The organism is Trueperella sp. HMSC08H06 (genome assembly GCF_001808465.1).
Taxonomy (GTDB): Bacteria; Actinomycetota; Actinomycetes; order Actinomycetales; family Actinomycetaceae; genus Trueperella; species Trueperella bernardiae.
On the sequence record NZ_KV793339.1, the window covers coordinates 17,184 to 40,162 of the forward strand.

General features: G+C 66.8%; 19 protein-coding genes. 10 read left to right on the forward strand and 9 right to left on the reverse strand.

Going from position 1 to position 22,979, the window contains the following annotated elements:
• Positions 1–104 precede the first annotated feature (104 nt).
• Complete coding sequence (locus tag HMPREF3174_RS00095; protein ID WP_070447260.1) at positions 105–1,112, forward strand: phosphotransferase; 1,008 nt, start codon at positions 105–107, stop codon at positions 1,110–1,112.
• Here the strand turns inward: HMPREF3174_RS00095 and HMPREF3174_RS00100 are convergent.
• The gene (locus HMPREF3174_RS00100; RefSeq protein WP_070447262.1) at positions 1,109–4,522 is read right to left on the reverse strand and encodes a UvrD-helicase domain-containing protein; all 3,414 of its coding nucleotides are present in this window, start codon (positions 4,520–4,522) and stop codon (positions 1,109–1,111) included. The genes HMPREF3174_RS00095 and HMPREF3174_RS00100 overlap by 4 nt on opposite strands.
• Positions 4,519–7,593 carry a UrvD/REP family ATP-dependent DNA helicase gene (locus HMPREF3174_RS00105; RefSeq protein ID WP_148132133.1) on the reverse strand — a complete coding sequence of 1,025 codons (3,075 nt, stop codon included), beginning with the start codon at positions 7,591–7,593 and terminating at the stop codon, positions 4,519–4,521. The genes HMPREF3174_RS00100 and HMPREF3174_RS00105 overlap by 4 nt, the downstream gene beginning before the upstream one ends.
• A gap of 120 nt (positions 7,594–7,713) precedes the next feature.
• Between HMPREF3174_RS00105 and HMPREF3174_RS00110 the strand changes: the two genes are divergently transcribed.
• A complete protein-coding gene (locus HMPREF3174_RS00110) occupies positions 7,714–7,935 on the forward strand; it encodes a DUF3107 domain-containing protein (RefSeq protein WP_062613935.1) in 222 nt (73 codons plus the stop codon).
• Positions 7,936–8,062: 127 nt separating this feature from the next.
• A complete protein-coding gene (locus tag HMPREF3174_RS00115; RefSeq protein WP_062613934.1) occupies positions 8,063–9,661 on the forward strand; it encodes a DEAD/DEAH box helicase in 1,599 nt (532 codons plus the stop codon).
• Positions 9,662–9,738: 77 nt separating this feature from the next.
• On the opposite strand, the gene HMPREF3174_RS00120 is transcribed toward HMPREF3174_RS00115, so the two are convergent.
• Both HMPREF3174_RS00120 and HMPREF3174_RS00125 read right to left on the reverse strand, forming a co-directional pair.
• The gene (locus HMPREF3174_RS00120) at positions 9,739–10,359 is read right to left on the reverse strand and encodes a MarC family protein (RefSeq protein WP_062613933.1); all 621 of its coding nucleotides are present in this window, start codon (positions 10,357–10,359) and stop codon (positions 9,739–9,741) included.
• The gene (locus tag HMPREF3174_RS00125; protein WP_070447269.1) at positions 10,356–11,207 is read right to left on the reverse strand and encodes a PHP domain-containing protein; all 852 of its coding nucleotides are present in this window, start codon (positions 11,205–11,207) and stop codon (positions 10,356–10,358) included. Before HMPREF3174_RS00125 ends, HMPREF3174_RS00120 begins: the two co-directional genes overlap by 4 nt.
• Before the next feature lie 77 nt (positions 11,208–11,284).
• On the opposite strand from HMPREF3174_RS00125, the gene HMPREF3174_RS00130 reads away from it, so the two are divergent.
• The 5 genes from HMPREF3174_RS00130 to HMPREF3174_RS00150 all read left to right on the forward strand — a co-directional run bounded on the left by HMPREF3174_RS00130 (position 11,285) and on the right by HMPREF3174_RS00150 (position 16,511).
• Positions 11,285–12,763, forward strand: coding sequence for an aminopeptidase P family protein (locus HMPREF3174_RS00130; protein ID WP_068538468.1), 1,479 nt, complete (start codon positions 11,285–11,287; stop codon positions 12,761–12,763).
• A gap of 29 nt (positions 12,764–12,792) precedes the next feature.
• Entirely contained in the window at positions 12,793–14,100 is a 1,308-nt protein-coding gene (locus HMPREF3174_RS00135; protein ID WP_062613930.1) for a magnesium transporter MgtE N-terminal domain-containing protein, read from the forward strand.
• Positions 14,093–14,656, forward strand: coding sequence for a DUF1003 domain-containing protein (locus tag HMPREF3174_RS00140; protein ID WP_062613929.1), 564 nt, complete (start codon positions 14,093–14,095; stop codon positions 14,654–14,656). Before HMPREF3174_RS00135 ends, HMPREF3174_RS00140 begins: the two co-directional genes overlap by 8 nt.
• A 9-nt stretch (positions 14,657–14,665) precedes the next feature.
• A complete protein-coding gene (locus tag HMPREF3174_RS00145; protein ID WP_068538470.1) occupies positions 14,666–15,799 on the forward strand; it encodes an Mrp/NBP35 family ATP-binding protein in 1,134 nt (377 codons plus the stop codon).
• Positions 15,800–15,890: 91 nt separating this feature from the next.
• A complete protein-coding gene (locus tag HMPREF3174_RS00150) occupies positions 15,891–16,511 on the forward strand; it encodes an O-methyltransferase (protein WP_068538471.1) in 621 nt (206 codons plus the stop codon).
• Here the strand turns inward: HMPREF3174_RS00150 and HMPREF3174_RS00155 are convergent.
• Positions 16,508–16,678: a DUF3117 domain-containing protein gene (locus tag HMPREF3174_RS00155; protein WP_068538472.1), complete on the reverse strand. Its 171-nt coding sequence runs from the start codon at positions 16,676–16,678 to the stop codon at positions 16,508–16,510. The two genes, HMPREF3174_RS00150 and HMPREF3174_RS00155, sit on opposite strands and share 4 nt — an antisense overlap.
• Before the next feature lie 113 nt (positions 16,679–16,791).
• Positions 16,792–17,553 carry an LOG family protein gene (locus HMPREF3174_RS00160; protein ID WP_070447320.1) on the reverse strand — a complete coding sequence of 254 codons (762 nt, stop codon included), beginning with the start codon at positions 17,551–17,553 and terminating at the stop codon, positions 16,792–16,794.
• A 157-nt stretch (positions 17,554–17,710) separates the two neighbouring features.
• On the opposite strand from HMPREF3174_RS00160, the gene HMPREF3174_RS00165 reads away from it, so the two are divergent.
• Together HMPREF3174_RS00165 and HMPREF3174_RS00170 are read left to right on the forward strand one after the other, a co-directional pair.
• On the forward strand, positions 17,711–18,517 hold the full coding sequence (locus HMPREF3174_RS00165) for a purine-nucleoside phosphorylase (protein WP_210382909.1): 807 nt from the start codon (positions 17,711–17,713) through the stop codon (positions 18,515–18,517).
• A complete protein-coding gene (locus HMPREF3174_RS00170; protein ID WP_062613925.1) occupies positions 18,517–20,199 on the forward strand; it encodes a phospho-sugar mutase in 1,683 nt (560 codons plus the stop codon). The genes HMPREF3174_RS00165 and HMPREF3174_RS00170 overlap by 1 nt, the downstream gene beginning before the upstream one ends.
• A gap of 132 nt (positions 20,200–20,331) precedes the next feature.
• On the opposite strand, the gene deoC is transcribed toward HMPREF3174_RS00170, so the two are convergent.
• From deoC to HMPREF3174_RS00185, 3 genes are read right to left on the reverse strand one after another with little or no spacing between them, the layout of a single operon-like run.
• A complete protein-coding gene (gene deoC / locus HMPREF3174_RS00175; protein WP_068538474.1) occupies positions 20,332–20,985 on the reverse strand; it encodes a deoxyribose-phosphate aldolase in 654 nt (217 codons plus the stop codon).
• Between the two features lie 2 nt (positions 20,986–20,987).
• Complete coding sequence (locus tag HMPREF3174_RS00180) at positions 20,988–21,695, reverse strand: hypothetical protein (RefSeq protein ID WP_070444931.1); 708 nt, start codon at positions 21,693–21,695, stop codon at positions 20,988–20,990.
• Positions 21,692–22,978 carry a thymidine phosphorylase gene (locus HMPREF3174_RS00185; protein ID WP_062613922.1) on the reverse strand — a complete coding sequence of 429 codons (1,287 nt, stop codon included), beginning with the start codon at positions 22,976–22,978 and terminating at the stop codon, positions 21,692–21,694. Before HMPREF3174_RS00185 ends, HMPREF3174_RS00180 begins: the two co-directional genes overlap by 4 nt.
• Between the last annotated feature and the right edge of the window lies 1 nt (position 22,979).

Genomic DNA, 22,979 nt, shown 5'->3' on the forward strand with positions numbered 1-22,979 from the left:
CACGGGATTTCGCGACTGTGATATACGGGCGCCTGTGGGGCCAGACAGTTCCGTCAGGGCGTGTACGCCACGCGCGTTGCGCTAAAAATCGTTACCGTGGAGGGGTGAATAAGACCCCCTTCAAGCTCGCAGCGTTGGCCGTGGCCGCTATCGACGGCCTCGACGCGGTCGGCGTGCGCGGCCCGTACACGCGCACCTCCGACTTCCAATTCGGCGGCGTCATCGACTCGCGCGGCCGGCGCTGGATCGTCAAGCACCCCCTCCACCCCATGGCAGGCGCCATGATTGAGGCGGAGGCCGCCATCGCTCCCGCCCTGCTCGAGGCGCTCCGCCAGGGTCTTCTCCCCTTCGACGTTGTCCGCCCCGCGGGCTTCGCCCAGGTCAAGGACGGGCACGCCGTCGTCTACGTCGCACCCATGGGCCGCGAGCGCGACTTCGACGAGCTCGATACCGACGCCGCCCACGAACTCGGCCGCGCGCTCGCCGCCATCCACCTCCTCCCCCGCGAGACAGTCGAATCGGCGGGCCTGCCCTCCTACGACGCGCAGACTACGCGGCGCCGTCTCCTGTCCGACCTTCACGACGCCGACGCCGCCTCGCCCCTCCCGCCCGTGCTTCGCCGCCGGTGGGAGAACGCGCTCGAAGCCACCGACCTGTGGGACTTCGAGCCGCGGGTAGTGCACGGGGACGTGGGCCCGGACCAGTTCATGTGGTCCGACTGCTCAATCTCCTGCGTGCTCGGATTTGGCTCGGCACACGTGGGCGACCCGGCGCTCGACTTCTCCACCCTCGTCTCGGGCCTGGACGAGGAGCTGTTCGAGGCGGTGCTCACCTCCTACGAGAACGCGATCGGCCAGCCCGTCGACGAGCACTTCTTCAACCGCGCCGTGCTCCTGTCCGAGCTGGCACTCGCACGCTGGATGCTCTTCGGCTCGCGCAGCGGCCAGCACCAGATCGTAGACGAGGCCCGCACCATGATGGACGAGCTCGCCGCCGAGGTAAAGGCCGACCCCGAGCTGGCCACCGGGCCCACCTGGGCCGTCAGTCGCGCCACCGAGGTGGAGGCAGAGGCGGCCGACGGCGCCGGCTTCACTACCAGCTCCTTTGACTAGCCCCTCCTCTCCGACCGTTCTGCCGGGGGCAGGTGGGTGCGGAGGTAGTCCGCGATCTGCTCCTCGCTCATGTTGCCGGCGTGAAGCTCACGCCGCTCCGGGTCATCATCGCCGAGGTAGTAGAAGCACGCCGCGATATCCTCCATCGCGGTTCCCGTGGCGCGCGACCACGCCAGGCGGTAGAGCCCGAGCTGGAACTGGCGGGAGGCGACCTGCTGGGCGCTGGGCCTGCGGCCCGTCTTCCAATCGACGATCGTGACCGGGGGCAGGCCGGGCACGCCCGAGGTGTCAAGCACCGCGTCTATCACGCAGCGCACCGGGTAGTCCCCCACCCGCACGTCGATCCCCTCCTCGATCGCGAGCGCCGGACACGAGGCGTAGCGCGAGCCCCCGAAGCGCGCGATCAGCTCGGCGATCCGCTCATCGTCCAGGGGCACGACGTCGATCGGCATCTCGTCCGGGTCGGCCACGGCGTCGATGTCCATCGTAGAGGCGGCGTCGAAAGAGTGGGCGATGGCCGCGTGGACGAGCACGCCGGTGCGTGCTGCGCGTGAGGGGCGGCGTGGGATCGGTCGGTACTGCTCGTCCAGGAAGGCGTCCTGGTCCTGGGCGAGCGCCACGACGTCGGACGCCGTGAGGTAGTCGCGCGCGAGCCCCCGAGCTTGCGGTGGCGCCTCCCGCTCCGCCATGATCACCTCCGCTTCCCTCCTCCACTGCTCGACCACGGCGCGATCGGCAGTGACGACGGGAACGGGCCCACGTTCGAGGCGACGATCGACGTCCGCCGGCCACACCTTGGCGTCCGGAACCACGCTTATCTGGGTCGCTGCCAACGCAATGAATTCGAGATCAACCCCAGTCAGCACCGGATCGTTGTCCGGATCTGCCTCGGTGAACGGCTCGACATCCGTGATGAACGTGTTTTGGGGCATCTGCGCCTCGGCCGCGTCCTCATGGCCAACACTCCGTGCGAGCTTCTTCAGGGCCGCCTCCGCCTGCTCCGGGCCGGTGAGATCATACGAGGACAGGATGAGCAGGCTGCGTGGGCGGGTGACTGCCACGTAGGCGAGACGGCGGCTCTCAGCCACATGGTGTTGGGTAAAGGCCGTTTGGCGGTAGGCGTGGACCTCCTCAAGGAGGCCCACCTTGTTCAGCGGCGTGACCACGCCGCTCTTGCCCACGATGTCAGCGATGGACAGATCGGGCAGGTGTTCGCGATCCTGGCGCAGGGCGTAGGGCAACCCGTCGCGCGATTCTTGCCAGAGCTTTTCGCTCGTCTTTTCGTCGAAGCCATCCACCTTCATGTCCGGAATGCCAACGAGGTCCCACTCGAGCCCCTTTGCGGCGTGGACGGTGAGCAGTTGGACGACGCCCGACTCTGGCTCGATCTCCCATTCGCCGAAAACGGGGACGTCCCCACCCGATTCGTCCTCGCCCAAGCGCTCGTGGGCCTCGACCATGTCCACCCACTCGACGAAGCTCTCCAGACGCGAACCGGGAATGCTCTTCGCGTAATCCGCACCCAAGCCAATGAAGCTGGCGAGTGCGGCGGTCACCGGGGCACCGCCCGTCCTGCGGGCCTTGGCATGGGCGCGCAGATCGAGCAGGTCGATTGCGGCGGAAATCGCCTCCGGGATGGCCAAGTGCCTGCTGTTCCGCGCCCGCTCGAGCAGGCGAGCAAGGTGAACGAGGCGGCGGTAGCCCTCCTCGCTCATTCCGGCCACTGGGCCATCCGGTAACGCCGCCAAAGCCTCCACCAGGTTGGTCGGGACGTCAAGCCCGTCACCCACCTGCTCGCTCAACTCTTGGCGAGTGGTTCGGGCAAGGCGGCCCGCGAGCGCCGAAAGCGCCGCGATGTCCCTCGCACCGATCGCGAAGTAGGTCAGAAGTGGGACGAGGAGATCGTTGCGCGCCGGGTTCACGCTCAGGCCCAGAACGCACCGCACGAGGCGGATCTCCTGCCTTTCGATCAGCATCTGGCCGCCCACCATCTCATAGGGCACGCCGGCTTCTTCCAGCGCCGCGATCGCGTGATCCATGTAGGACCGGGCCCGGCACAGGATCGCCGCGGTGGGAGCCCGTCCAGGATCTCGGCCTTCCCCGATCGCCCTTGCCGCCTCGGCTTGAGCCTGGTCGAAGGCCTCCTTGAAGTAGTCGGCCATATCCCTGTAAGAGTCATAGCGGAAGGCGCGATGCACGTGGACCACCCGGCCATCTTGCGATTTTGCATGCGGCTGGAGTGTTTTGACAGTGAGCTTCGCGTAGCTGAGCTTGCCCTCGGTCAGGGCGTTGGCCACGTCGAGGATCCTGCGCCCGTTGCGGAAGGCCGTGGACAGGGTGAGGTTCCGTGCCACACCGAACCTGTCCATGAAGTCGGACAGCGCTGCCGAGGACGCGCCGCGCCAGGAGTAGATGGCCTGATTCGGGTCTCCCACAGCACACACCGACCACGAGTCCGTGAACGCCGCCTCGATGAACTCCGCCTGGCTCGCAGACGTGTCCTGATATTCGTCAAGCAAGACGAGCTTGTAGCGCTTGCTGAGCTCCTGGCGGACCTCGGGGACGGAGGACAGGATCTTGCGGGCGCGAACGATTTGATCGGCAAACTCGATGAGGGAGTTGTCCCTCTTATACGCCACGTACTCCTCGACGAGGTAGCTGAGAGCCACGCGATAGTTCATCCCGGCGATCATCCCCGTGAGCTTGCTCTGTTCGGCGCGCGAGGCCTCCGTGCCCGTCCCGCGCTTGCCGGTGACGCCGTGGAGCTGGTAGACAGCGCTCAGCTCGCGCTCGAGGTAGGCGCGGAACTCGCCTGCATCGACTTCGTTGCCCACCATCTCATCGACGAGGTGCAGAGCGCGACTAATGATGGTCGAGACCGCCGATGCCCGAAGGACCGCGTATCGTGGGTCGACTATGTCGATGCCGTTGACGATACGTCCCATGATCTGGAAGCGCTCCGCGTCCGTGATGAGCCGGGCGCGCGGGTCCTCCCCGATGAGCATGGAATACGCCGAGGCGATCTCAGAGGCGAAGGAGTTATATGTGGCGATGGTCGGCCGCGCCAGGGCGCGATGAATCGCGTCCGACCGATCGTCCTCACCAGATTCTTCCTGAGGTTCAACGAGGCCGGGCAGGAGCCCCTTCGCCGCCGCCTCGCGCAACTGGCTCTCGACTCGTTCGGCGAGCTCACCTGCCGCCTTCGTGGTAAAGGTGAGCCCCAGCACCTCGTCCGGGCGCACGTTCCCGTTGACCACGTGCCAGGCGATCCGCTGCGACATCGTGGCTGTCTTGCCCGATCCGGCCCCCGCGATGACGGCGATGGCGCGGTCCTCGCTCCGGATCACGGCCTCCTGCTCGGCGGTGGGGGCAAACGCGAGCGTCTTGGCGAAGTCTTCGTAAGGGATCATGAGAAAATCCTTCCTGGCCCCATGGCCGGACACGAGGAAACGTAACGGCAGTTCCGGCAATGTGAGCCGGGTAGAGCGGCATAGTCGGGGCCGCGTTGGGCGAGGTCCGCTTGCCGAATCATCTCGGCTACCTGGTCAAGGTCCTCGGCCTCAAGCGGACCCTGCTCGCGTACCACTACTTTGCCCTCGCCTGTCCCTACATAGACGAGCCGCGCCCCCTCAGACGTGGCGTAGCCCTTGATGCCGTGGGCGTTCAGGAGCCACTGGTAGAGCAGCAACTGCGGGTTGCTGCCGGTCTCTTTCACAGTGATCGGCTGCTTGCCAGTCTTGAAATCAACCACCCCCACCCCAAAGCCGACAGCCTCGAGTCGATCGATGCGCGCGCTGACATTGATCGTGTGGTCTTTTCCGTCGAGGCTGGCGCACGCCTCCTGCTCCAGGAGGACGTACGGTGCGCTGTTTTCGAGATAATCGCCAAGGTTACGCGCCATGGCGTTCACGCGGTCGCGGAGCAGAACCCCCTCGAGCCCGTCCGGAAACTCGATCGCGGAGATCCTCTCCGCACACGCCTGTTCGATCGCCTCGCGCGGCCCGGCTGGGAAATCCTCGGCGAGCCCATGAATGAGAGTCCCGATCTCGGCAGAGATTCCCGACTCCTCCGACGTGGCATTCGAACGATCGAGGAAGGCCGACAGCGGGCATTTCAATAGGCCCTCCACGCGTGACGGCGACAGCGCCGAATCCCCCGCGATCACCGGCTCCTCAGTGGAGAGTGCCAGCTCATCGACCCATGTCGACCGGTCGGCACCGCGCACGCCCGCCGCCGCGAGCTCCTCGAGTAGAACGGCGGCTTCCCGTTCAAGATGCCCATCCCCGCTCCGCAAGGCCTGGCGCAACTTGCCCACGAGGCCCGCCTCATCGAGCGTTGCCGGGCTTGCCTTCCCGCGCTCAAGCTCCGGAAACAGCCAGGTCAAGAACCGGGATGGCCGCGCCTCGTCGTTTTCCTGGGCGGTGATCAGCACCTCGCGCCGCGCGCGACTGACCGCCTGGGCGAGCATGCGCAGCTCATCATCAATCACCTCGCTGACCAGCTGGCTCGGCTCGATGTCCTGCCCTGCCATCGCGGAGCCGACCACGATGTTGACCAGCTTGGGCACCTTTGTCAGCGGGTTGCGCAGGCGCGTGTTGGGCCACGCGCCGTCATTGACGCCCACGATCGCCACGACATCCCATTCGCGTCCCACCGTGGCCGACGGCGACACGAGCGCGACCTCGTCAGCACCCCCGCCCATGCGCGCGATCGAGTCTTCGGGCAGGTCCTGGTTCTCGAGCAGCTCAAGGAGCGCGTGGATAGTGGCGTTTGTGACGTCCCGATCCGCCTGGCGCTGGGCGATGCGGAACAGGGAGATGACCGAGTCAAGATCCTGATCAGCGATGTCGCCCGCTGGGCCTCCCGCCCTCGCCTGCTCGCGCCAGGATTCGGCGACACCGACCCCGTCCCACGCCGCCCAGAGCACCTCTTCTCCAAGGCCACCGGCGGCTGCGGCCTGCCGGATGGAGGACAGTACCTCCGTAACGCGTGCGAACTCCGGGATCTTGGCTGACACCTCTCCGCCCGCCACGATGTCCTGCCAAAGCTCGGCTTTCGTGCGCCGCCCTTTGGCCGCCAGCTCCCAGCCGCGCATCTCCCTCATGAGGGCTCGCAGGCGCAGCGGATCGATGCCGAAGAGCAGGCCGGTGAGCATCGCCTCGATCCGTTCGCCCTCCACCGGGCCATCAGAGAGCGCAATCTCCAGTAGCTCGATGATCGATGCCACTGCCCGCTGTTCCCGCAGCGGCTGATCATTGACGATGGTCTGAACCGGCACACCGTAGTAGAGGAGCGTGCGGCGGATGCTGCCGTGCGACGACGTCGACCTGCTGATCACCGCCATATTCGCGTACGGCACCTGCTCCTCAAGGTGGCGCCGGCGAAGCTCCGTGGCCACGAAGGCAAGCTCCTCATCGCCGTGAGGGAAGGTGAGGGCCCGGACGGTGGACCCATCCTCCGCCGCATTGGCGTGCCGGCGATGGCCACTCACTCCCGCCGTGTGGATGCCGCTGATCACCTTATCCAGGAGAACGCGAACCTGACCATCGCACCGATAGCCGGTGCCGAGGACCATCTGCGACGCGCCGATTCCCCCGCCCGCCGCCGGCTTGCACAGCAGCGCCGGGAGGTGGGCAATGCCCCCGCGGAAACCCTGGACGGCCACGTCCGGATCGCCGAACGTCACCACCGACGTACCGTCCTCCTGCAGAGCAAGGAGGAGCGTCCGCAGGGCGAGGGTGGCGTTCTGCACGTCATCCACAATCGCCCAGTCCCAGCGCGGCTTGGCGATGTCGAGGCCGCCTTGCCCTCTGGGGGTTGCCGCCTCCCAGCCGCGCAGCATCGCGGCGGCCTGGGTGATGACCCGCGCGTGGTCCACCAGGTCAGGGTTGGCGTGCCCCAGCGCGGACTGGGTGGCGAGTGCCAGGTCATAATCCTTGATCACCGTGGCACCGGCCTCCCAAATCGGCTCATCATAACGCCGGGCGAGGTCCACCAGATCGGCAGGTGACAGCTCCAGCTCCGCGGCGCGCGTGAGCAGATCACGGAACTCAGCGCGGTAGGCCGGCAGCTGCGCCACCTCCTCGTCTATCCCGGCCTCCCCCAGCTCAAGGGCAAGCTCGAAGCGCTCCTTAATGAGCGAATCCTGCGCCGGGCCCGAGATCAGTTCGGGTTCGCGCCGCCCCATGAACTGGGCGTACGTGGAGACGATCCCGAACGCGAACGCCGTGAGCGACTGCACCTGCAGCGTCCCCGGCAGGTAGCCCAGCTCCACCGAGATCCTGTTGCGCAGATCGGAGGCCGCCCGCCGATCTGGTGAAAGCAGCGCCACGCGCGCCCCCGGATCCTCCCGCATGATCCGCGCCGCCAGCTCCACCACGAGCGCGCTCTTCCCCGTGCCGGGCGCACCGATCACCGACGCCGTGCACGGCGCCCGCAATTCCAGCACCGCGGCCTGGTTCTCATCCCATGTCTTGTTCATGCTCACGAGCTTAACGACCACCTCCGACAATTTTTTCGGCCACAGCCGAATTGCGCCGCACGAAATCTTCCCGCCCACCCGGCAGGGTACGATACTGCCAGATCAAGCCTTGGAGGAATCATGGAAATCAGCATTGGCATCCGCAACGTCGCCCGCGAACTGAGCCTCGACGTCGACCTGACCGCACACGAGGTCTCCGAGCGCGTGGAGCAGGCGCTCGCCGCCGGGGCCGTCCTCTCGTTTACGGATAAGGAGGGCAACGTCGTCGTCGTTCCCACCGACGCCCTCGGTTACGTGCAGTGCAAGGAGGCGGAAGCCCGCCGCGTCGGCTTCGGCTTTTAATGTGTAGCGCGCCACCCCTCACCGGGCGGGCGCGCCCCACGCGGTAGAATCAATCTTGGTTGACCGGTCGTCACGTTTGTTCAAAAGAATTTTCACGATCGGCTGCCCGGGCGCACACGGCGCCCCCATGTCGAAAGTGAATACTGTGCATTCTGGAATTGTGAATACCTCCGGGGCATCCGTGCGCCCGGCGAACGAACCAAAAGCTGACATCCAGGCCTCCGGCTCTGAGCTCGAGCTAGAGACGAAGAGCTTTGCCGACTTCGGCGTCTCGGATGACATCGTCGAGGCCCTGGCCGAGAAGGGCATTACGCACCCCTTCCCCATTCAGGCGCTGACCCTCCCGGTGGCGCTCAAGGGCTCGGACATCATCGGCCAGGCCAAGACAGGCACGGGCAAGACCCTCGGCTTCGGCATCCCGATGGTGGAGAAGGTCATCGGCCCGGACGAGGAAGGCTGGGAGAAACTGCGCGCGCCCGGCAAGCCGCAGGGCCTCGTCGTCGTCCCTACGCGCGAGCTGGCCAAGCAGGTGGCGGGCGACCTTCGCGACATCGCCGCGAAGCGCTCCGTGCGCGTGGTTGAGGTCTACGGCGGCAAGGCCTACGAGCCGCAGGTCAAGGAACTCGCCCGCGGCGCGGAGATCGTGGTGGGCACCCCCGGGCGCATCATCGACCTGGGCAAGCACCGCACGCTCGATCTTTCCCACGCTCATACCGTGGTGCTCGACGAAGCCGACGAGATGCTCGACCTGGGCTTCCTCGAGGACGTCGAGGCGATCCTTTCCTCCACCCCGCCGAACCGCCACACGATGCTGTTCTCGGCTACCATGCCCGGCCCGGTCATCACGATGGCCCGCCGCTACATGTCCAAGCCCACCCATATTCGGGCGCAGAATCCCGACGACGACTCGGCCACCGTCAAGCAGGTCAAGCAGGTCGTCTACCGCTGCCACGCGCTGAACAAGAGCGAGGTTCTGGCCCGCATCCTTCAGGCCCGCGGGCGTGGCCTGACCATCATCTTCACGCGGACCAAGCGCGCCGCCGCGCGCCTTGCCGACGAGCTCGAGTCGCGCGGCTTTGCCACCGGCGCCCTCCACGGCGACCTCGGCCAGGGCGCCCGCGAGCAGGCGATGCGCGCCTTCCGCAACGGCAAGATCGACGTGCTGGTTGCCACCGATGTCGCGGCGCGCGGTATCGACGTCGACGACGTCACCCACGTCATTAACTACCAGTGCCCGGAGGACGAGAAGACCTACCTGCACCGGATTGGCCGCACGGGCCGCGCCGGGCAGGCCGGTACGGCCGTGACCTTCGTGGATTGGGAGGACACCCCGCGCTGGTCGGTCATCAACAAGATCTTGAACCTCGGCTACCCCGAGCCTGTGGAGACGTACCACACGTCCGACCACCTCTACACCGACCTCGACATCGACCCCGAGGTCACCGGCCGCCTGCCGCGCTCCCAGCGCACGCGCGCCGGCCTGGACGCCGAGGAGATCGAGGACCTGGGCGAGACCGGCCGGGGCCCGCGCGGTCGCGGGCGTGGCGGCCGCGGTAATAAGGGCCGCGGGGGCCGTGGTAAGGGTGAGGCCGGCCGCTCGGGCCGCAAGCGCACCCGCACCCGTGTCTCCTCCGGGGCGTCCGAGTCCTCCGAGCAGCCTCGCACGGATAAGCCGCGTACCGATAAGCCGCGCCGGCGTCGGGTGCGTAAGGCGCCCGAGGCCTAAGCACAAGCTTCGCGCATAAGGCGCGTAAAAGGAAGGTGTCCCCGCTTTCTTGCAGGGACACCTTCCTTTTACGCGCGTTAGCTGGTCAGTGGCCGAATGACGCCGAGCACGCCAGCGATGATGAGCTGGGTGGCGATCGCGGCCAGCAGCATGCCCGAGAGCCTGGTGAGTAGCATGACGCCGGCCTCGCCGAGCAGGCGCATAATCGCCCCGGCGAAGTGCATCGAGATCCAAGAAATCAGTAGCACCGTCACGGCCGCTCCAATCACGGTGGCTTGAGCCCACGGATCGCCGGCCGAATCGCGCATGAGCAGCATGAACGCCACGATCGAACCCGGGCCCGCCAGTAGCGGGGTGCCGAGCGGCACCATGGCCACCGCGATCGTGCCGCCGGCCGAGCCCGGGTCCTCCTCCTTGCCCGTCAGCAGCTGGAGCGCCACGAGAAGGAGGAGCAGGCCGCCCGAGATCTGCAGGGCCTCGGGCGAGATGCCCATGTAGCCGAAGAGGAAGAAGCCGAAGAAGCCGAACAGGAGCAACAGGGCGAGGGCGATGAAGTTCGCCTGGAATGCCACTTTCTTCCGCCCCGCCTTGTTCAGGGTGCGCGTGAGCGCCATGAACACGGGTACGTTGCCAGGCGGGTCAATAATCACCAGCAGCGTGGCGAAGGCGGACGCGAACAGCGCCCCATCAAAATTCACGGGCGTATAACCTCCAGGAAAGCGCCCTCTTCCAGGGCGGCGAGCGTGTCCGAATCCGTGGTGTGCTCACCCAAGCGGTTCGGTTTTCCTGCTCCATGGTAATCGCTGGAGCCAAACTGGAAAAGCTCGAGTGATCGCGCTCGCTGGCGCAGCTCCTCCCGCCGCTCGAGGGGGTTATCCCGGTGATCGACCTCGACGCCGAAAAGTCCGGCCTCCGCCATCTCGTCCAGGGCCTCGAGCGGCACGGTCTTGCCGCGCGTGGCGGCCATCGGGTGGGCGAAGACGGCCCGGCCGTCGGCGGCGTTGATCCACGAAATGACGTCGAAGACGTCCGGCGAGTAGTTCGGCACGTAATACTTCCCGCGCGGGTGCAGGAGCTGCGCGAACGCCTCCTCGCGGTTCGCCACCACCCCGGCTGCGATGAGTGCGTCGGCAATGTGGGGTCTTCCGACAACGGCGCCCTCGCCGGCCACGTCCGCCACCGCGTCCCACGTCAGGTTGAAGTCCTGGGCGAGGCGGTCGACAATCTGCCGGGCCCGATCCGCCCGTCTTTCCTGCAGCTGCTGGCGGTGTGCTGAGAGCTTAGGGGCCGAGGGGTCAAAGAGGTAGGCGAGCATGTGGACGCTGACCCGCCCGCCGTCGTCGTGAAACTGGGAGGTGACCTCCATGCCACGCACCAGGCTGACGCCGGTTCTCGCAACGGCACGGCCGGCTTCGTCCCAGCCAGAGATCGTGTCGTGGTCGGTGAGGCCCACGCAGGTCAGGCCGGCGTCGCGGGCGGAATTCATGAGCTCGGTGGGGCTCTGCGTGCCGTCTGAGCGCGCGGAATGGGTGTGCAAGTCGATCATGGCTCCACGCTAAATTTCCTTCACGCTTAGAGCAACCTCGGTTCAAGTTTGTCCGATGCACGTGGGATACTAGAAATATGAGTGAACAGACCAACGAAGAAAAGGCACACAACCGCACGCAGCGCCCCCAGAGCCAGGCGTTTCGCGAGTTCATCGGCCAGGATTGGGGCGCGCGGCCCGCCGGTCCGGCCCGCATGGAGGTCGCTGATTACACCCCGTCGCGCCACAAGCGGCTCTCGGAGCTATTTCCGGGCGAGCGACTCGTGTTCCCGGCGGGCGATCTGAAGGTCCGCTCGAATGACACGGACTACCGCTTCCGCGCCCACTCGGCGTTTTCTCACCTCACCGGCCTGGGCGGGGAGGACGAGCCGGGTGCGGTGCTCGTGCTCAACCCGGTGGAGGGCGGCCATGAGGCGGTCCTCTACTTCCACCCGCGCGCCCCGCGCTCCTCGGAGGAGTTCTACGCCGATTCCCGCCATGGCGAGTTCTGGGTGGGGCCGCGGCTGAGCGCGCAGGAGATGTCCACGGCCACGGGGTTGAAGGTGGCCCATATTGATGAGATGAAGGACGCGATCTCGAAGGACCTGGGCGCGGTACAGATCCGCGTGGTCCCGCAGTCCGATCCGGCGGTGGAGGCCCTCGTGGCCGAGTTGCGCCAGCAAAACGGGTTGACCGAGGGCGCGGAGCAGGCGGACGCGCGCCTGGCCGAGGCCGCCTCGGAGATCCGCCTGACGAAGGACGCCTACGAGGTGGCGGAGATCCGCAAGGCCATCGATGTCACCAAATCCGGCTTTGAGGAGATGATCCGCGCAATGCCGCGCGCGATCGATCACTGGCGCGGCGAGCGCGTGATCGAGGGCGCCTTCCAAGCCAAGGCCCGCGAGGAGGGCAACGGCCTGGGATACGACACGATCGCCGCGGCCGGTAATCACGCCAACACACTGCACTGGATCACGAATGACGGGCGCTTGCGCGACGGGGAGCTCATCCTTATCGACGCCGGCGCGGAGGTCGATTCGCTCTACACGGCCGACATCACGCGCACCCTGCCCATCGACGGAAAGTTCACTGAGGCCCAGCGTGAGGTGTACGACGCCGTGCTGGAGGCCTGCGAGCGCGCGCTTGAGGTGGCCCAAGACAAGGTGCAGTTCAAGGACATCCACGCGGCCGCCATGGAGGTTATCGCCAAGCACCTGGAGCGGTGGGGGATGTTGCCGGTGTCGGCGGAGGAGTCCCTCTCCCCCGAGGCCCAGTATCACCGCCGGTGGATGCCGCACGGCACGTCCCACCACCTGGGGCTCGACGTGCATGACTGCGCGCAGGCCAAGCGCGAGCTCTACCAGGATTCTTACCTGGAGCCGGGGATGATCTTCACGATCGAACCGGGCCTGTACTTCCGTGAGGATGACCTCAAGGTCCCCGAACGATTCCGCGGGATCGGTGTGCGGATTGAGGACGACATCCTGGTCACGGAGGACGGGGCGATCCGCCTCTCGGAGGACATCCCGCGCACGGCCGACGCGGTGGAGGCGTGGATGGCCCACCTCCAGCAGTAAGCAGCCCGCACCGTCGGGAAAGGACACAGATGTCAGGAAGCAGAACACGAGTTTTTATTGGACGCTTAGCAGGCACACCCGTCTACGACCCGATCGGTGACCGGGTGGGCAAGGTACACGACGTGGTCGTGGTTTTCCGCCTGCGCGGCCAGCCGTCTGCGGTGGGGCTGGTGGTGGACGTAACCGGCAAGCGGCGCGTCTTCATGCCGCTCACGCGCGTGACGGCGATCGCCAATGGCCAGGTCATCACCACCGGCCTGCTCAACATCCGGCGCTTTGAGAAGCGCCCGTCGGAGACCATGGTGCTCGGCGAGATTCTGGACCGCGAGGTCCAGTTCAACGACGGCTCAGGGCGGGCCGTCGTGGAGGACGTGGCAATCGAGCAGGAGGGGAACCGCGAATGGCGGCTCACCTCGTTGTACGTGCGGATGGCGCGCGGCGGGCCGGAGGCCGGAAACACGAAGATCGTGCCCGTCACGTCGGTCACGGGCCTGCGCACGCGCGTGGCCAACCAGGCCGCCACGGCGCTACTGGCCCAGATCAACGAGCTGAAGGCCCCCGATATTGCCGACCTCCTGTCCGACCTCCCGGATGATCGCATCATCGCGGTCTCGCGCCACATGCACGATGACCTGCTGGCGGACGTGCTGGAGGAGATGTCGGACGCGGACCGGGTGACGGTCATGAGTGCGCTTGAGGTGGAGCGCGCGGCCAACGTCTTGGAGGAGATGGAGCCGGACGACGCAGCCGACCTCATCAACGAGCTCCCGCCCGCGCAGGCGGAGATCCTCCTGTCGAAGATGGAGCCCGACGAGGCCCAGGACGTGCGCCGCCTCATGTCCTACGGGGAGCGCACGGCCGGTGGCCTCATGACCACCGAGCCGATGATTCTCTCCCCCGACGCCCCGATCTCTATGCTGCTCGCCGCGGCCCGCCGGGAGGACCTGGCCCCGGCGATCGCCAGCATGTGCTTCATCGTGCGCCCGCCCACAGAGACCCCCACGGGCCAGTATCTGGGCGTGGTCCACCTCCAGCGCGCGCTGCGCGAGCCGCCGTCGGAGATGGTCGGCTCGATCATTGACCAGGTGGAGTCGCTCTCCCCCGACGACGGGATCGGCACCATCACCCGCCTGCTCGCCACCTACAACCTCACGATCTTGCCGGTGGTAGACAACGGGTTGCTGGTGGGCGCGGTCTCGGTCGACGACGTGCTGGACCACCTCATGCCCGAGGATTGGCGCGATGCGGACGAGGAGCAGATCGATACCCATATCGACGAACGCCATGTCGATGATCTGCTAGAAGACCCCACCGATGAGGAGGGCCGCGATGCCTGAGAGTTTCGATCAGCCACTCGGTAAGCGGCGGCGCAGGTGGCGCGCCTCCGTCGATTCGGAGGCCACCGGGGTCATTGCCGAGCGGATCGCCCGCTTCACGGGCACCCCGAAGTTCATCATCTGGCTCACCCTGTTCGTGGGGCTGTGGCTGGTGTGGAACAGCTTCGCGCCCGATCACCTGCGCTTCGATTCGGCAGCGCTCGGCTTCACGGCGCTCACCCTCATGCTGTCCCTGCAGGCCTCCTACGCCTCCCCGCTCATCCTGCTCGCCCAGAACCGGCAGGATGATCGCGATCGGGTGAGCGCCGAACAGGACCGCCAGCACGCAATGCGCACGCTCGCCGACACCGAGTTCCTCCTGCGCGAGATCGCCTCGCTGCGGATGTCGATGCAGGACCTCGCCACCCGCGATTTCGTGCGCTCCGAGATGCGTGACCAGTTCGAATTGCGCGAACGGCTCCTCGAGCGAGAAGAGGAGGTCGCGGAGAAAGACGCGAAGATCGTCGAGCTCGAAGCGAGGCTTGCCCAGCTCGAAACTGGCGAAGGTCAAGGATAGGATAAACGCATGAGTTTACCGAGCATTGAAGACATTAAGGCCGAGCTCGCCAAGGTCATTGACCCGGAGATTCGGCGCCCGATCACCGATCTGGGGATGGTGCGCTCCGTGGAGATCGACGAGGCCGGCAACGTGGTCGTCGGGATCGATCTGACCACGGCGGGGTGCCCGCTGCGGGACACGATCACAGCCGACACCCAGAACGTCGTGGGCGCGATGCCAGGCGTGGCATCCGTGACCGTGAGCATGGGCGTGATGAATGATGAGCAACGCGCCGAGCTGAAGAAGACCCTGCGCGGGGGCGAACCCGAGCGGGTCATCCCCTTCGCCCAGCCAGATAACCTCACGCGCGTGTACGCGATCACCTCCGGCAAGGGCGGCGTGGGCAAGTCCTCCATGACCGTCAACCTCGCCTCGGCGATGGCGAAGGAGGGCCTGAAGGTGGGCGTGGTCGACGCCGATATCTACGGCTTCTCGATCCCTCAAATGATGGGTGTGACCCACCCGCCGCAGGTGGTGGACAACATGATCATCCCACCGGTGGTGCACGACGTGAAGACGATCTCAATCGGCAACTTCATGTCGGAGAACGGCCCGGTGGTGTGGCGCGGCCCGATGCTACACCGCGCGCTCGAGCAGTTCTTCGCGGACGTGTACTGGGGTGACTTGGACGTCCTCCTCATCGACCTGCCGCCGGGGACCGGCGACATCGCACTGTCGGTGTCCTCGCTCATCCCCAAGTCCGAGATCGTGCTGGTCACCACCCCGCAAGTGGCGGCGGCCGACGTGGCGGAGCGCGCGGGCCTCATGGCCAAGCAGACCGACCAGCGGGTGGTGGGCATCATCGAGAACATGTCCTACCTGGCGATGCCGGACGGCTCGCGCATGGAGATCTTCGGCGCGGGCGGCGGCGACGCCGTATCCGCCCAGCTCTCGCGCAATCTCGGCTACAACGTGCCGCTGCTGGCGCAAGTTCCGCTCGAGCAGGACCTGCGCGAGGGTGGCGACGCCGGCACCCCGTTCGCGATCCAGCCGGGCCAGTCGCCTGCGCAGGAGGTGATCCGGGCGGTGGCGAAGACCCTCGCCCATCGTGCCCGCGGGCTGGCCGGCCGCCCGCTCGGGGTCAAGCCAATCGACAACTAAGGTAAGTGACAGCGAAGAGTGTGCGTGGCCGGCATCGCCCCGGCCACGTTCGCGTTAAGATGCTGGTAAAGAGCAACAGAAAGGGGCGGTAGTGGATAAGGCCCAGTCGTGGACGTACGCCGAGCACATCGTCGCGGAATCGGACGTGGTGCGGGTGGCGCGTGAGCACGCCGCGGATCTGGGGGTGGAGGCGCTCTCGGCCGCCACCGGACATTTCCTCACCTGCCTCGCCGCGATGGGCGTGAAAACCATTGCGGAGATCGGCACGGGCACGGGCGTGTCGGCGCTCTACCTGTTGGCCGCCTCCACGGACTCGGTGCTGACCTCCATTGATACCGACGCCGAAGCGCAGGGATACGCGCGGGAGAACCTGGCCGCGGCCCACATTCGCCCCGGCCGCTTCCGGCTCATCAACGGCCGCAGTTCCGACATGCTCCCCCGGCTCGCCTCACGCTCCTATGACCTGGTGCTCGTGGACGGCGATCCGCTCGAAGCCGCGGGCGACGTGTCTGAGGCCCTGCGGATGCTGCGCCCGGGCGGCACGCTCGTGCTCTCCCACGCCCTGAACGACGATCGGGTAGCGGATCCGGCCCGCCGCGACGAGGCGACGGTGGCCCTGCGCAACCTTGGCCGGGAATTGATTGAGGCTGAAGACCTGGTCTCCAGCCTCATTCCCCTCGGGGACGGTGTGTTAGTGAGCGTCAAGCGCTAAAGCTCAAGGACCTTACCCAGGACCTCGTGGAGGGACTTGACCTCCTCGTCGCTCAGTTCGAGCACGAGGCGCCCTCCGCCTTCCAGAGGCATCCTCAAAGTCGTTCCGTGGAGGTCACGCTCCGCCTCGAGCGGCCCGTCTCCCGTTCTCGGTTTCATGGCTGCCATGGTTACTCCTTCCGGGGCACGTTTGCGCCCGATACTCATATTCTACGTTAATACGTGGACCGCGTCAGGTGTTCACTTGCGGCCCCGCCCCAGGTCGGTGGCGCGCGCCGGGCTTACTTCCCGTTCGAACGCTTCTCCTCCGCGAGCCGGTGGACGCCCTCGAGGACGGCCGAGACGGCGTCGTCGGCCGTGTCGACCACCTGGAAGAGCTTCTCGTGACCCTCGGAGATGTAGCCGTCGGCTAGCAGACGGCCCTCGATCCAGTCCACGAGCCCCGTCCAGTACTCGCTGCCCACGAGCACCACAGGGAAGCAGGAGACCTTGTTGGTTTGGACGAGGGTGAGGGCCTCGAACAGTTCGTCCATCGTGCCGTACCCGCCGGGCATGACGATGAAACCCAAGGAATACTTGACGAACATCATCTTACGGACGAAGAAGTAGCGGAAGTCGATGCCGACGTCGACATACTGGTTCATCCCCTGTTCGAAAGGCAGCTCGATGCCGAGGCCCACGGAGACCCCGCCGGCTTCGTGTGCGCCCTTGTTGCCGGCCTCCATGATGCCGGGGCCGCCGCCGGTGATGATGCCGTAGCCGTGGGAGACGAGCTCGCGCGCGATCTGTTCGGCGAGCTGGTAATACTTGTCGTCTTCCGGGGTGCGGGCGGAACCAAAGATGGAGATCGCCGGGCCGAGGTCGGCCAGCGCGCCGAAGCCTTCTACGAACTCGGCCTGGATTCGCATGATCCGCCAGGGCTCGGAGTGGATGAAGGAGGGGTCCTGGAATGGGCGCAAGAGCCTGGCATCCGTGGTGGTGTTCGGAATGTGCTTGCCCCGCAACATCACGGGGCCCTTACGGTAACGCTTCTTTTTTGCCATATGGCAAGCGTACAGGTCGCAGATGAACAGCTGGTGCATGCCCGCCCGGATCGACGACGACGCCGCCCGCCCGTTATGGCACGCATCACCACCGCAACACACATATAATGCCATGGGCACAGGTCACAGGCCGTGCTACTCCTGTAAAATATCGGCCATGGATTACATGGATTTGGCCCGCGAAGCGGCGGCAAAGATCGCCGACGTGACGGGCGTCGATAAGCATGACATCGCGCTGACTCTCGGCTCTGGCTGGGGCGGGGCGGCCGACCTCATCGGTGAGGTCGTGGCTGAGATCCCGGCCGAGGAGATCCCCGGCTTTTCTAAGTCGGCGGTGGCCGGCCACGGAGGCAAACTCACCTCGATCCGCCTCAATGATGGCAAGCACGCCCTGGTGCTCGGGGCCCGCACCCACTTCTACGAGGGCAAGGGCGTGCGCGCCGTCGCTCACGGCGTGCGCACTGCGGCGGCCGCCGGAGCGAAGGTCTGCATCCTCACCAATGGATGCGGCTCCACCCGTGAGGAGACCGGCCCGGGTAGCGCCGTCCTCATCTCCGATCACATCAACCTGACCGCTACCTCCCCGCTTGAGGGCGCCACCTTCGTGGACCTCACGGACCTGTACTCGTCCCGCCTGCGCGGGATGGCTCACGACATCGATCCGGACCTGGCAGAGGGCGTCTACGTCCAGTTCCCAGGCCCGCACTACGAAACCCCGGCGGAGGTCCGCATGGCGGCCACGCTCGGCGGCGACCTCGTGGGCATGTCCACCGCACTCGAGGCGATCGCAGCACGTGAGATGGGGATGGAGATCCTCGGCATCTCGCTCGTGACGAATCTGGCCGCCGGTGTGGCGAGCGTCAAGCTTGACCACGCCGAAGTGCTCGAGGCTGGCAGGGCTGCCGGCCCGCGCATTTCCCAGCTTCTCGCGGACATCATTGAACGAATTGCGAAGGAGATGTGATGACCTCACAGCTTTTTGACGACGTCGCGGCGTGGATTGCCGCCGACCCCTCGGCTTCCGACCGAGCCGAGCTCGAGGCGCTTCTTGCGGCGGCTAAGGCCGGCGACGCCGATGCCACGGCCGATCTTGAAGACCGTTTTTCTGGCACGCTCCAGTTCGGCACCGCCGGCCTGCGCGGCGTCATGGAGGCCGGGCCGAACCGAATGAACGCGGCGGTTGTGCGCCGGGCCGCCGCCGGCCTGGTCGCGTGGCTGAAGGAGACGGTGGCCGACGACTTCGTGGTTGTCATCGGCTACGATGCCCGCTACCACTCGGATGAGTTCGCGCGCGACACGGCCGCGATCGTCACTGCCGCAGGCGGCACCGCCCACCTCATGCCCTTCCAGCTGCCCACCCCATTGCTAGCGTACGCCGTGCGCAAGTACGGGGCCGACGCCGGCGTGATGGTCACCGCCTCGCACAACCCGCCCAAGGACAACGGCTACAAGGTCTACCTCGGCGGGCGCGCGGCCAGCGCGGACGGCAACGGCGTGCAGATCATCCCGCCGGTCGATAGCGAGATCGCGGCTAAGATCGCGGCCGCCCCCGCGGCGAACGAGGTCCCGATGGCGGAGGGCTGGAATGTCATCCCCGCCTCGATCGTGGACGACTACGTGGCCGACACCCTCGCCCAGGTGGCAGACGGCCCGCGCGATCTGAAGATCGTCTACACCGCCATGCACGGCGTGGGCAAGAGCCTGGTCCACCCGCTGCTCGAGGCAGCGGGCTTCACCGATGTCGTCGACGTCCCCTCGCAGATCGAGCCCGACCCGGACTTCCCCACCGTCGCCTTCCCCAACCCGGAGGAGGCCGGCGCGCTGGATGAGGCGATCAAGGTGGCGCAGGAGGTGGGCGCCGACATCATCATCGCCTCCGATCCCGACGCCGACCGCTGCTCGGCCGCCATCCCCACCCCGTCTGGCTGGCGTCAGCTGTCAGGCGACGAGATCGGCTCGGTCCTGGGCGAGCAAGTGGGCGCAGCCGCGGCAGCCGCCGGTACGAAGGGCTCGCTTGCCTCGTCGATCGTGTCCTCCCAGCTGCTGTCCCAGATCGCCGCACACCACGGGTTGGACTACCACTCGACCCTGACGGGCTTTAAGTGGATCGCGCGTGCCAAGGACATCCTCTTCGGCTACGAGGAGGCCATCGGGTTCTGCTCCTACCCGGAGCTGGTGAAGGACAAGGACGGCGTCTCGACCGCACTCGTGCTCGCCATCACGGCGGCGAAGATGAAGGCCGAGGACAAGTCCATCCAGGACGTGCTCGATGCCCTGGCGATCCGCCACGGCCTGTACCTCACCGCCCCGGTGACGGTGCGCGTGGATGACTTGTCGATCATCCCGGCCACGATGGCGAAGGTGCGCAACGAGCCGCCCACCGAGCTGCTCGGCCTGCCCGTGGCCTCCATCGAGGACCTGTCCGAGGGCAACGCCGACCTCCCGCCCACGGACGCGTTGCGCATCCGCACCTCCGAGGGCGACCGCGTGATTGTACGCCCATCAGGCACCGAGCCAAAGGTCAAGTGCTACCTCGAAGTGATCGTGCCCGTGGCCGACGCCGACTCGCTCCCGCAGGCGCGTGAGGCGGCCAAGGAGCGCATGGAGCGCTTCAAGGCAGATGTGGCGCAGATGCTCACACTCTAAGCACCTGCGTACACGCGAAGGCCCCCGAAAAATCGGGGGCCTTCGCGTTTCACCAGCTGGCGGCGTCTCCGTGGACCGCACGTGCGGGAGGCAGTCACGCGGCTCGCGTCAACGCCTCCGATTCCGTAGATACTAGTTGGCGAATCCTTCGATGACGGCGCGCGAGGAGGACAGGCCGAGGCGGCTGGCGCCGGCCTCGATCATCGCCTTGGCGGTCTCGGCGTCGCGGATGCCGCCGGAGGCCTTGACCCCGAGGTCCTCACCCACGGTCTCGCGCATGAGCTTGACGGCGTGGGCGGAGGCGCCACCTGCCGGGTGGAATCCAGTGGAGGTCTTGACATAGTCAGCGCCGGCCTCGGCCGCACACTTGCAGGCCTCGACGATCTCCTCGTCCGTCAGCACGGCGGACTCGATGATGACCTTGAGCAGGGCGTACGGGATCGCGTCGCGGACCACGGCGATGTCGTAGCCGAGCGCGTCCCAGTCGTGCTCCTTGGCGTAGCCGAGGTTGATGACCATGTCCACCTCGTCGGCACCGGCGGCAACCGCGCGGGCGGCCTCGGCGGCCTTGATCTCGGAGGCCACGGCGCCCGAGGGGAAGCCGACCACAACGCACAGCTTGACGTCGCCCAGCTCGATGCTGGCCGGCAGCGGGAGCATCGACGGGGAGACGCACACCGAGAAGGTGCCGAGCTCCTTGGCCTCCTCGACCAGCTTGGCCACGTCCTCGATGGTGGCCTCCGGCTTGAGCAGGGTGTGGTCGATCATCTTTGAAACTTCAGTCATGTTTACTCCTTCATAGGTTGCGGGAGCACTGCCCACACAAGCCGTGTCCAGTGCCCAAAGGCGGGCAGCGGCGTTGACCGCTGCGCCATGGAAAAGATGGGGACGCGATACACGGATCCCGACCCCGGGTCGTAGATGGATAGTTCAGGTGAGTCATCGGCGGCCGGCAGTGCCAGCACGACGTGCCGGGGCACGGCGCGTGCCACGCCCTCGGCGAGGTCTCCCCCGGTGAAGAGGGGCACGGGCAGGCCGACGCCGGCAGCGTGCCACGCCCATTGCAGGATCGCGCGCCCGCGTTCGGTGTCCGTATCCACGGGCGTGCTGACGTAGGTGACGTCATAGCCCGCCTGCCGGGCGATCGCCGTCATCTCCCTGGCCACCGCCCACGGCGGCGAGCCGAAGGCGGCCGGCCAGGTGAGCGGGCCGAGCGCCCGGTGGCGCAACTGGGCGTAGATCTCAGCTTCGGCACGCTCCGGCCCCTCGCGCTCCACACGCTCGCGCAGGAGCGGGTCGAAGAGCATACCGGCGGCCAGCACCACCATGGCGCCACAGGTCTGACCCGTGGACTGGGCCAGCCGGCGGCCCCCGTATGGCTCGCCCGCCGCGTCGTCGGCGAACCAGTCCTCGGCCACGAAATCATCGGGCCAGGAGAACTGGATCGGGGTCACGACCGGGCGGGCGAGCCGCGCGAGAATAGTGGACAGGTTCACTTGGCGATGCGATCCAGCACGACCGACTCGCGCGGCCTGTACTCTCCGCCGATCACGACGCCGCCCTCGAGCGCCTCAAGCGCACGCGGGATACGGCCATCTTCGTCGGTGAGGAAGGTCATGAGCTTCTCGCCCTTCTTCACCGTGTCGCCCGGCTTCTTGTACAGCTCGATGCCCGCAGCCAGCTGGACCGGCTCCTCCTTGAAGGCACGGCCGGCACCCAAGCGCCACGAGGCCACGCCCACAGCGAGCGCGTCGAGCTCGGTGAGCACACCATCCTCATCGGCCAACACGTCGTGAGAGTGCTTGGCCACCGGGAGCGGGGCGTCCGGATCACCGTCCTGGGCACGGATCATCTCGCGCCACTTGTCCATGGCACGCCCGTCCTTGAGCGCCTCTTCGATGTCCGCGTCGGGCTGGCCGGCTGCGGTGAGCATCTCGCGCGCGAGCGCCAGGGTGAGCTCGACGACGTCGGCCGGTCCCCCGCCCGCGAGCACCTCCACCGACTCGGCGATCTCGGGGGCGTTGCCCACCTTGAGGCCGAGCGGGGTGGACATGTCGGTGAGCAGGGCGGTGGTGGTGACGCCGGCGTCGGTACCGAGGTCGACCATCGTGCGGGCCAACTCCTGGGCCATCGACAGGTCCTTCATGAAGGCGCCCGAGCCGACCTTGACGTCGAGGACGAGCGAGTCGGTGCCCTCGGCGATCTTCTTCGACATGATCGAGGAGGCGATGAGTGGGATGCAGTCCACGGTAGCCGTCACGTCACGAAGCGCGTACAGCTTCTTGTCCGCCGGCGCCAGGCCGGAGCCCGCCGCGCAGATCACCGCGCCGCAGCCGGCGAGCTGGGTCATGACCTCGTCGTTGCTGAGCGCCGCGCGCCAGCCGGGGATGGCCTCGAGCTTGTCGAGCGTGCCGCCCGTGTGGCCCAGCCCGCGGCCTGAGAGCTGTGGGACGGCCACGCCGTAGACAGCCACGAGCGGGGCTAGCGGCAGGGTGATCTTATCCCCCACGCCGCCCGTGGAGTGCTTGTCCGCGGTGGGCTTGCCCAACGAGGCGAAGTCCATCCGCTCACCCGAGTTGATCATTGCCTGGGTCCACTGGGCGATCTCCTCCCGGTCCATCCCGTTGAGGAAGATCGCCATCGCGAGCGCGGCCATCTGCTCATCGCCCACCACGCCACGGGTGTAGGCGTCAATCGTCCAATTGATTTCGGGAAGCGTCAACTTGTTCTTGTTGCGCTTGGCCCGGATGATGTCAACGACATCAAACTGTTCCGTCATA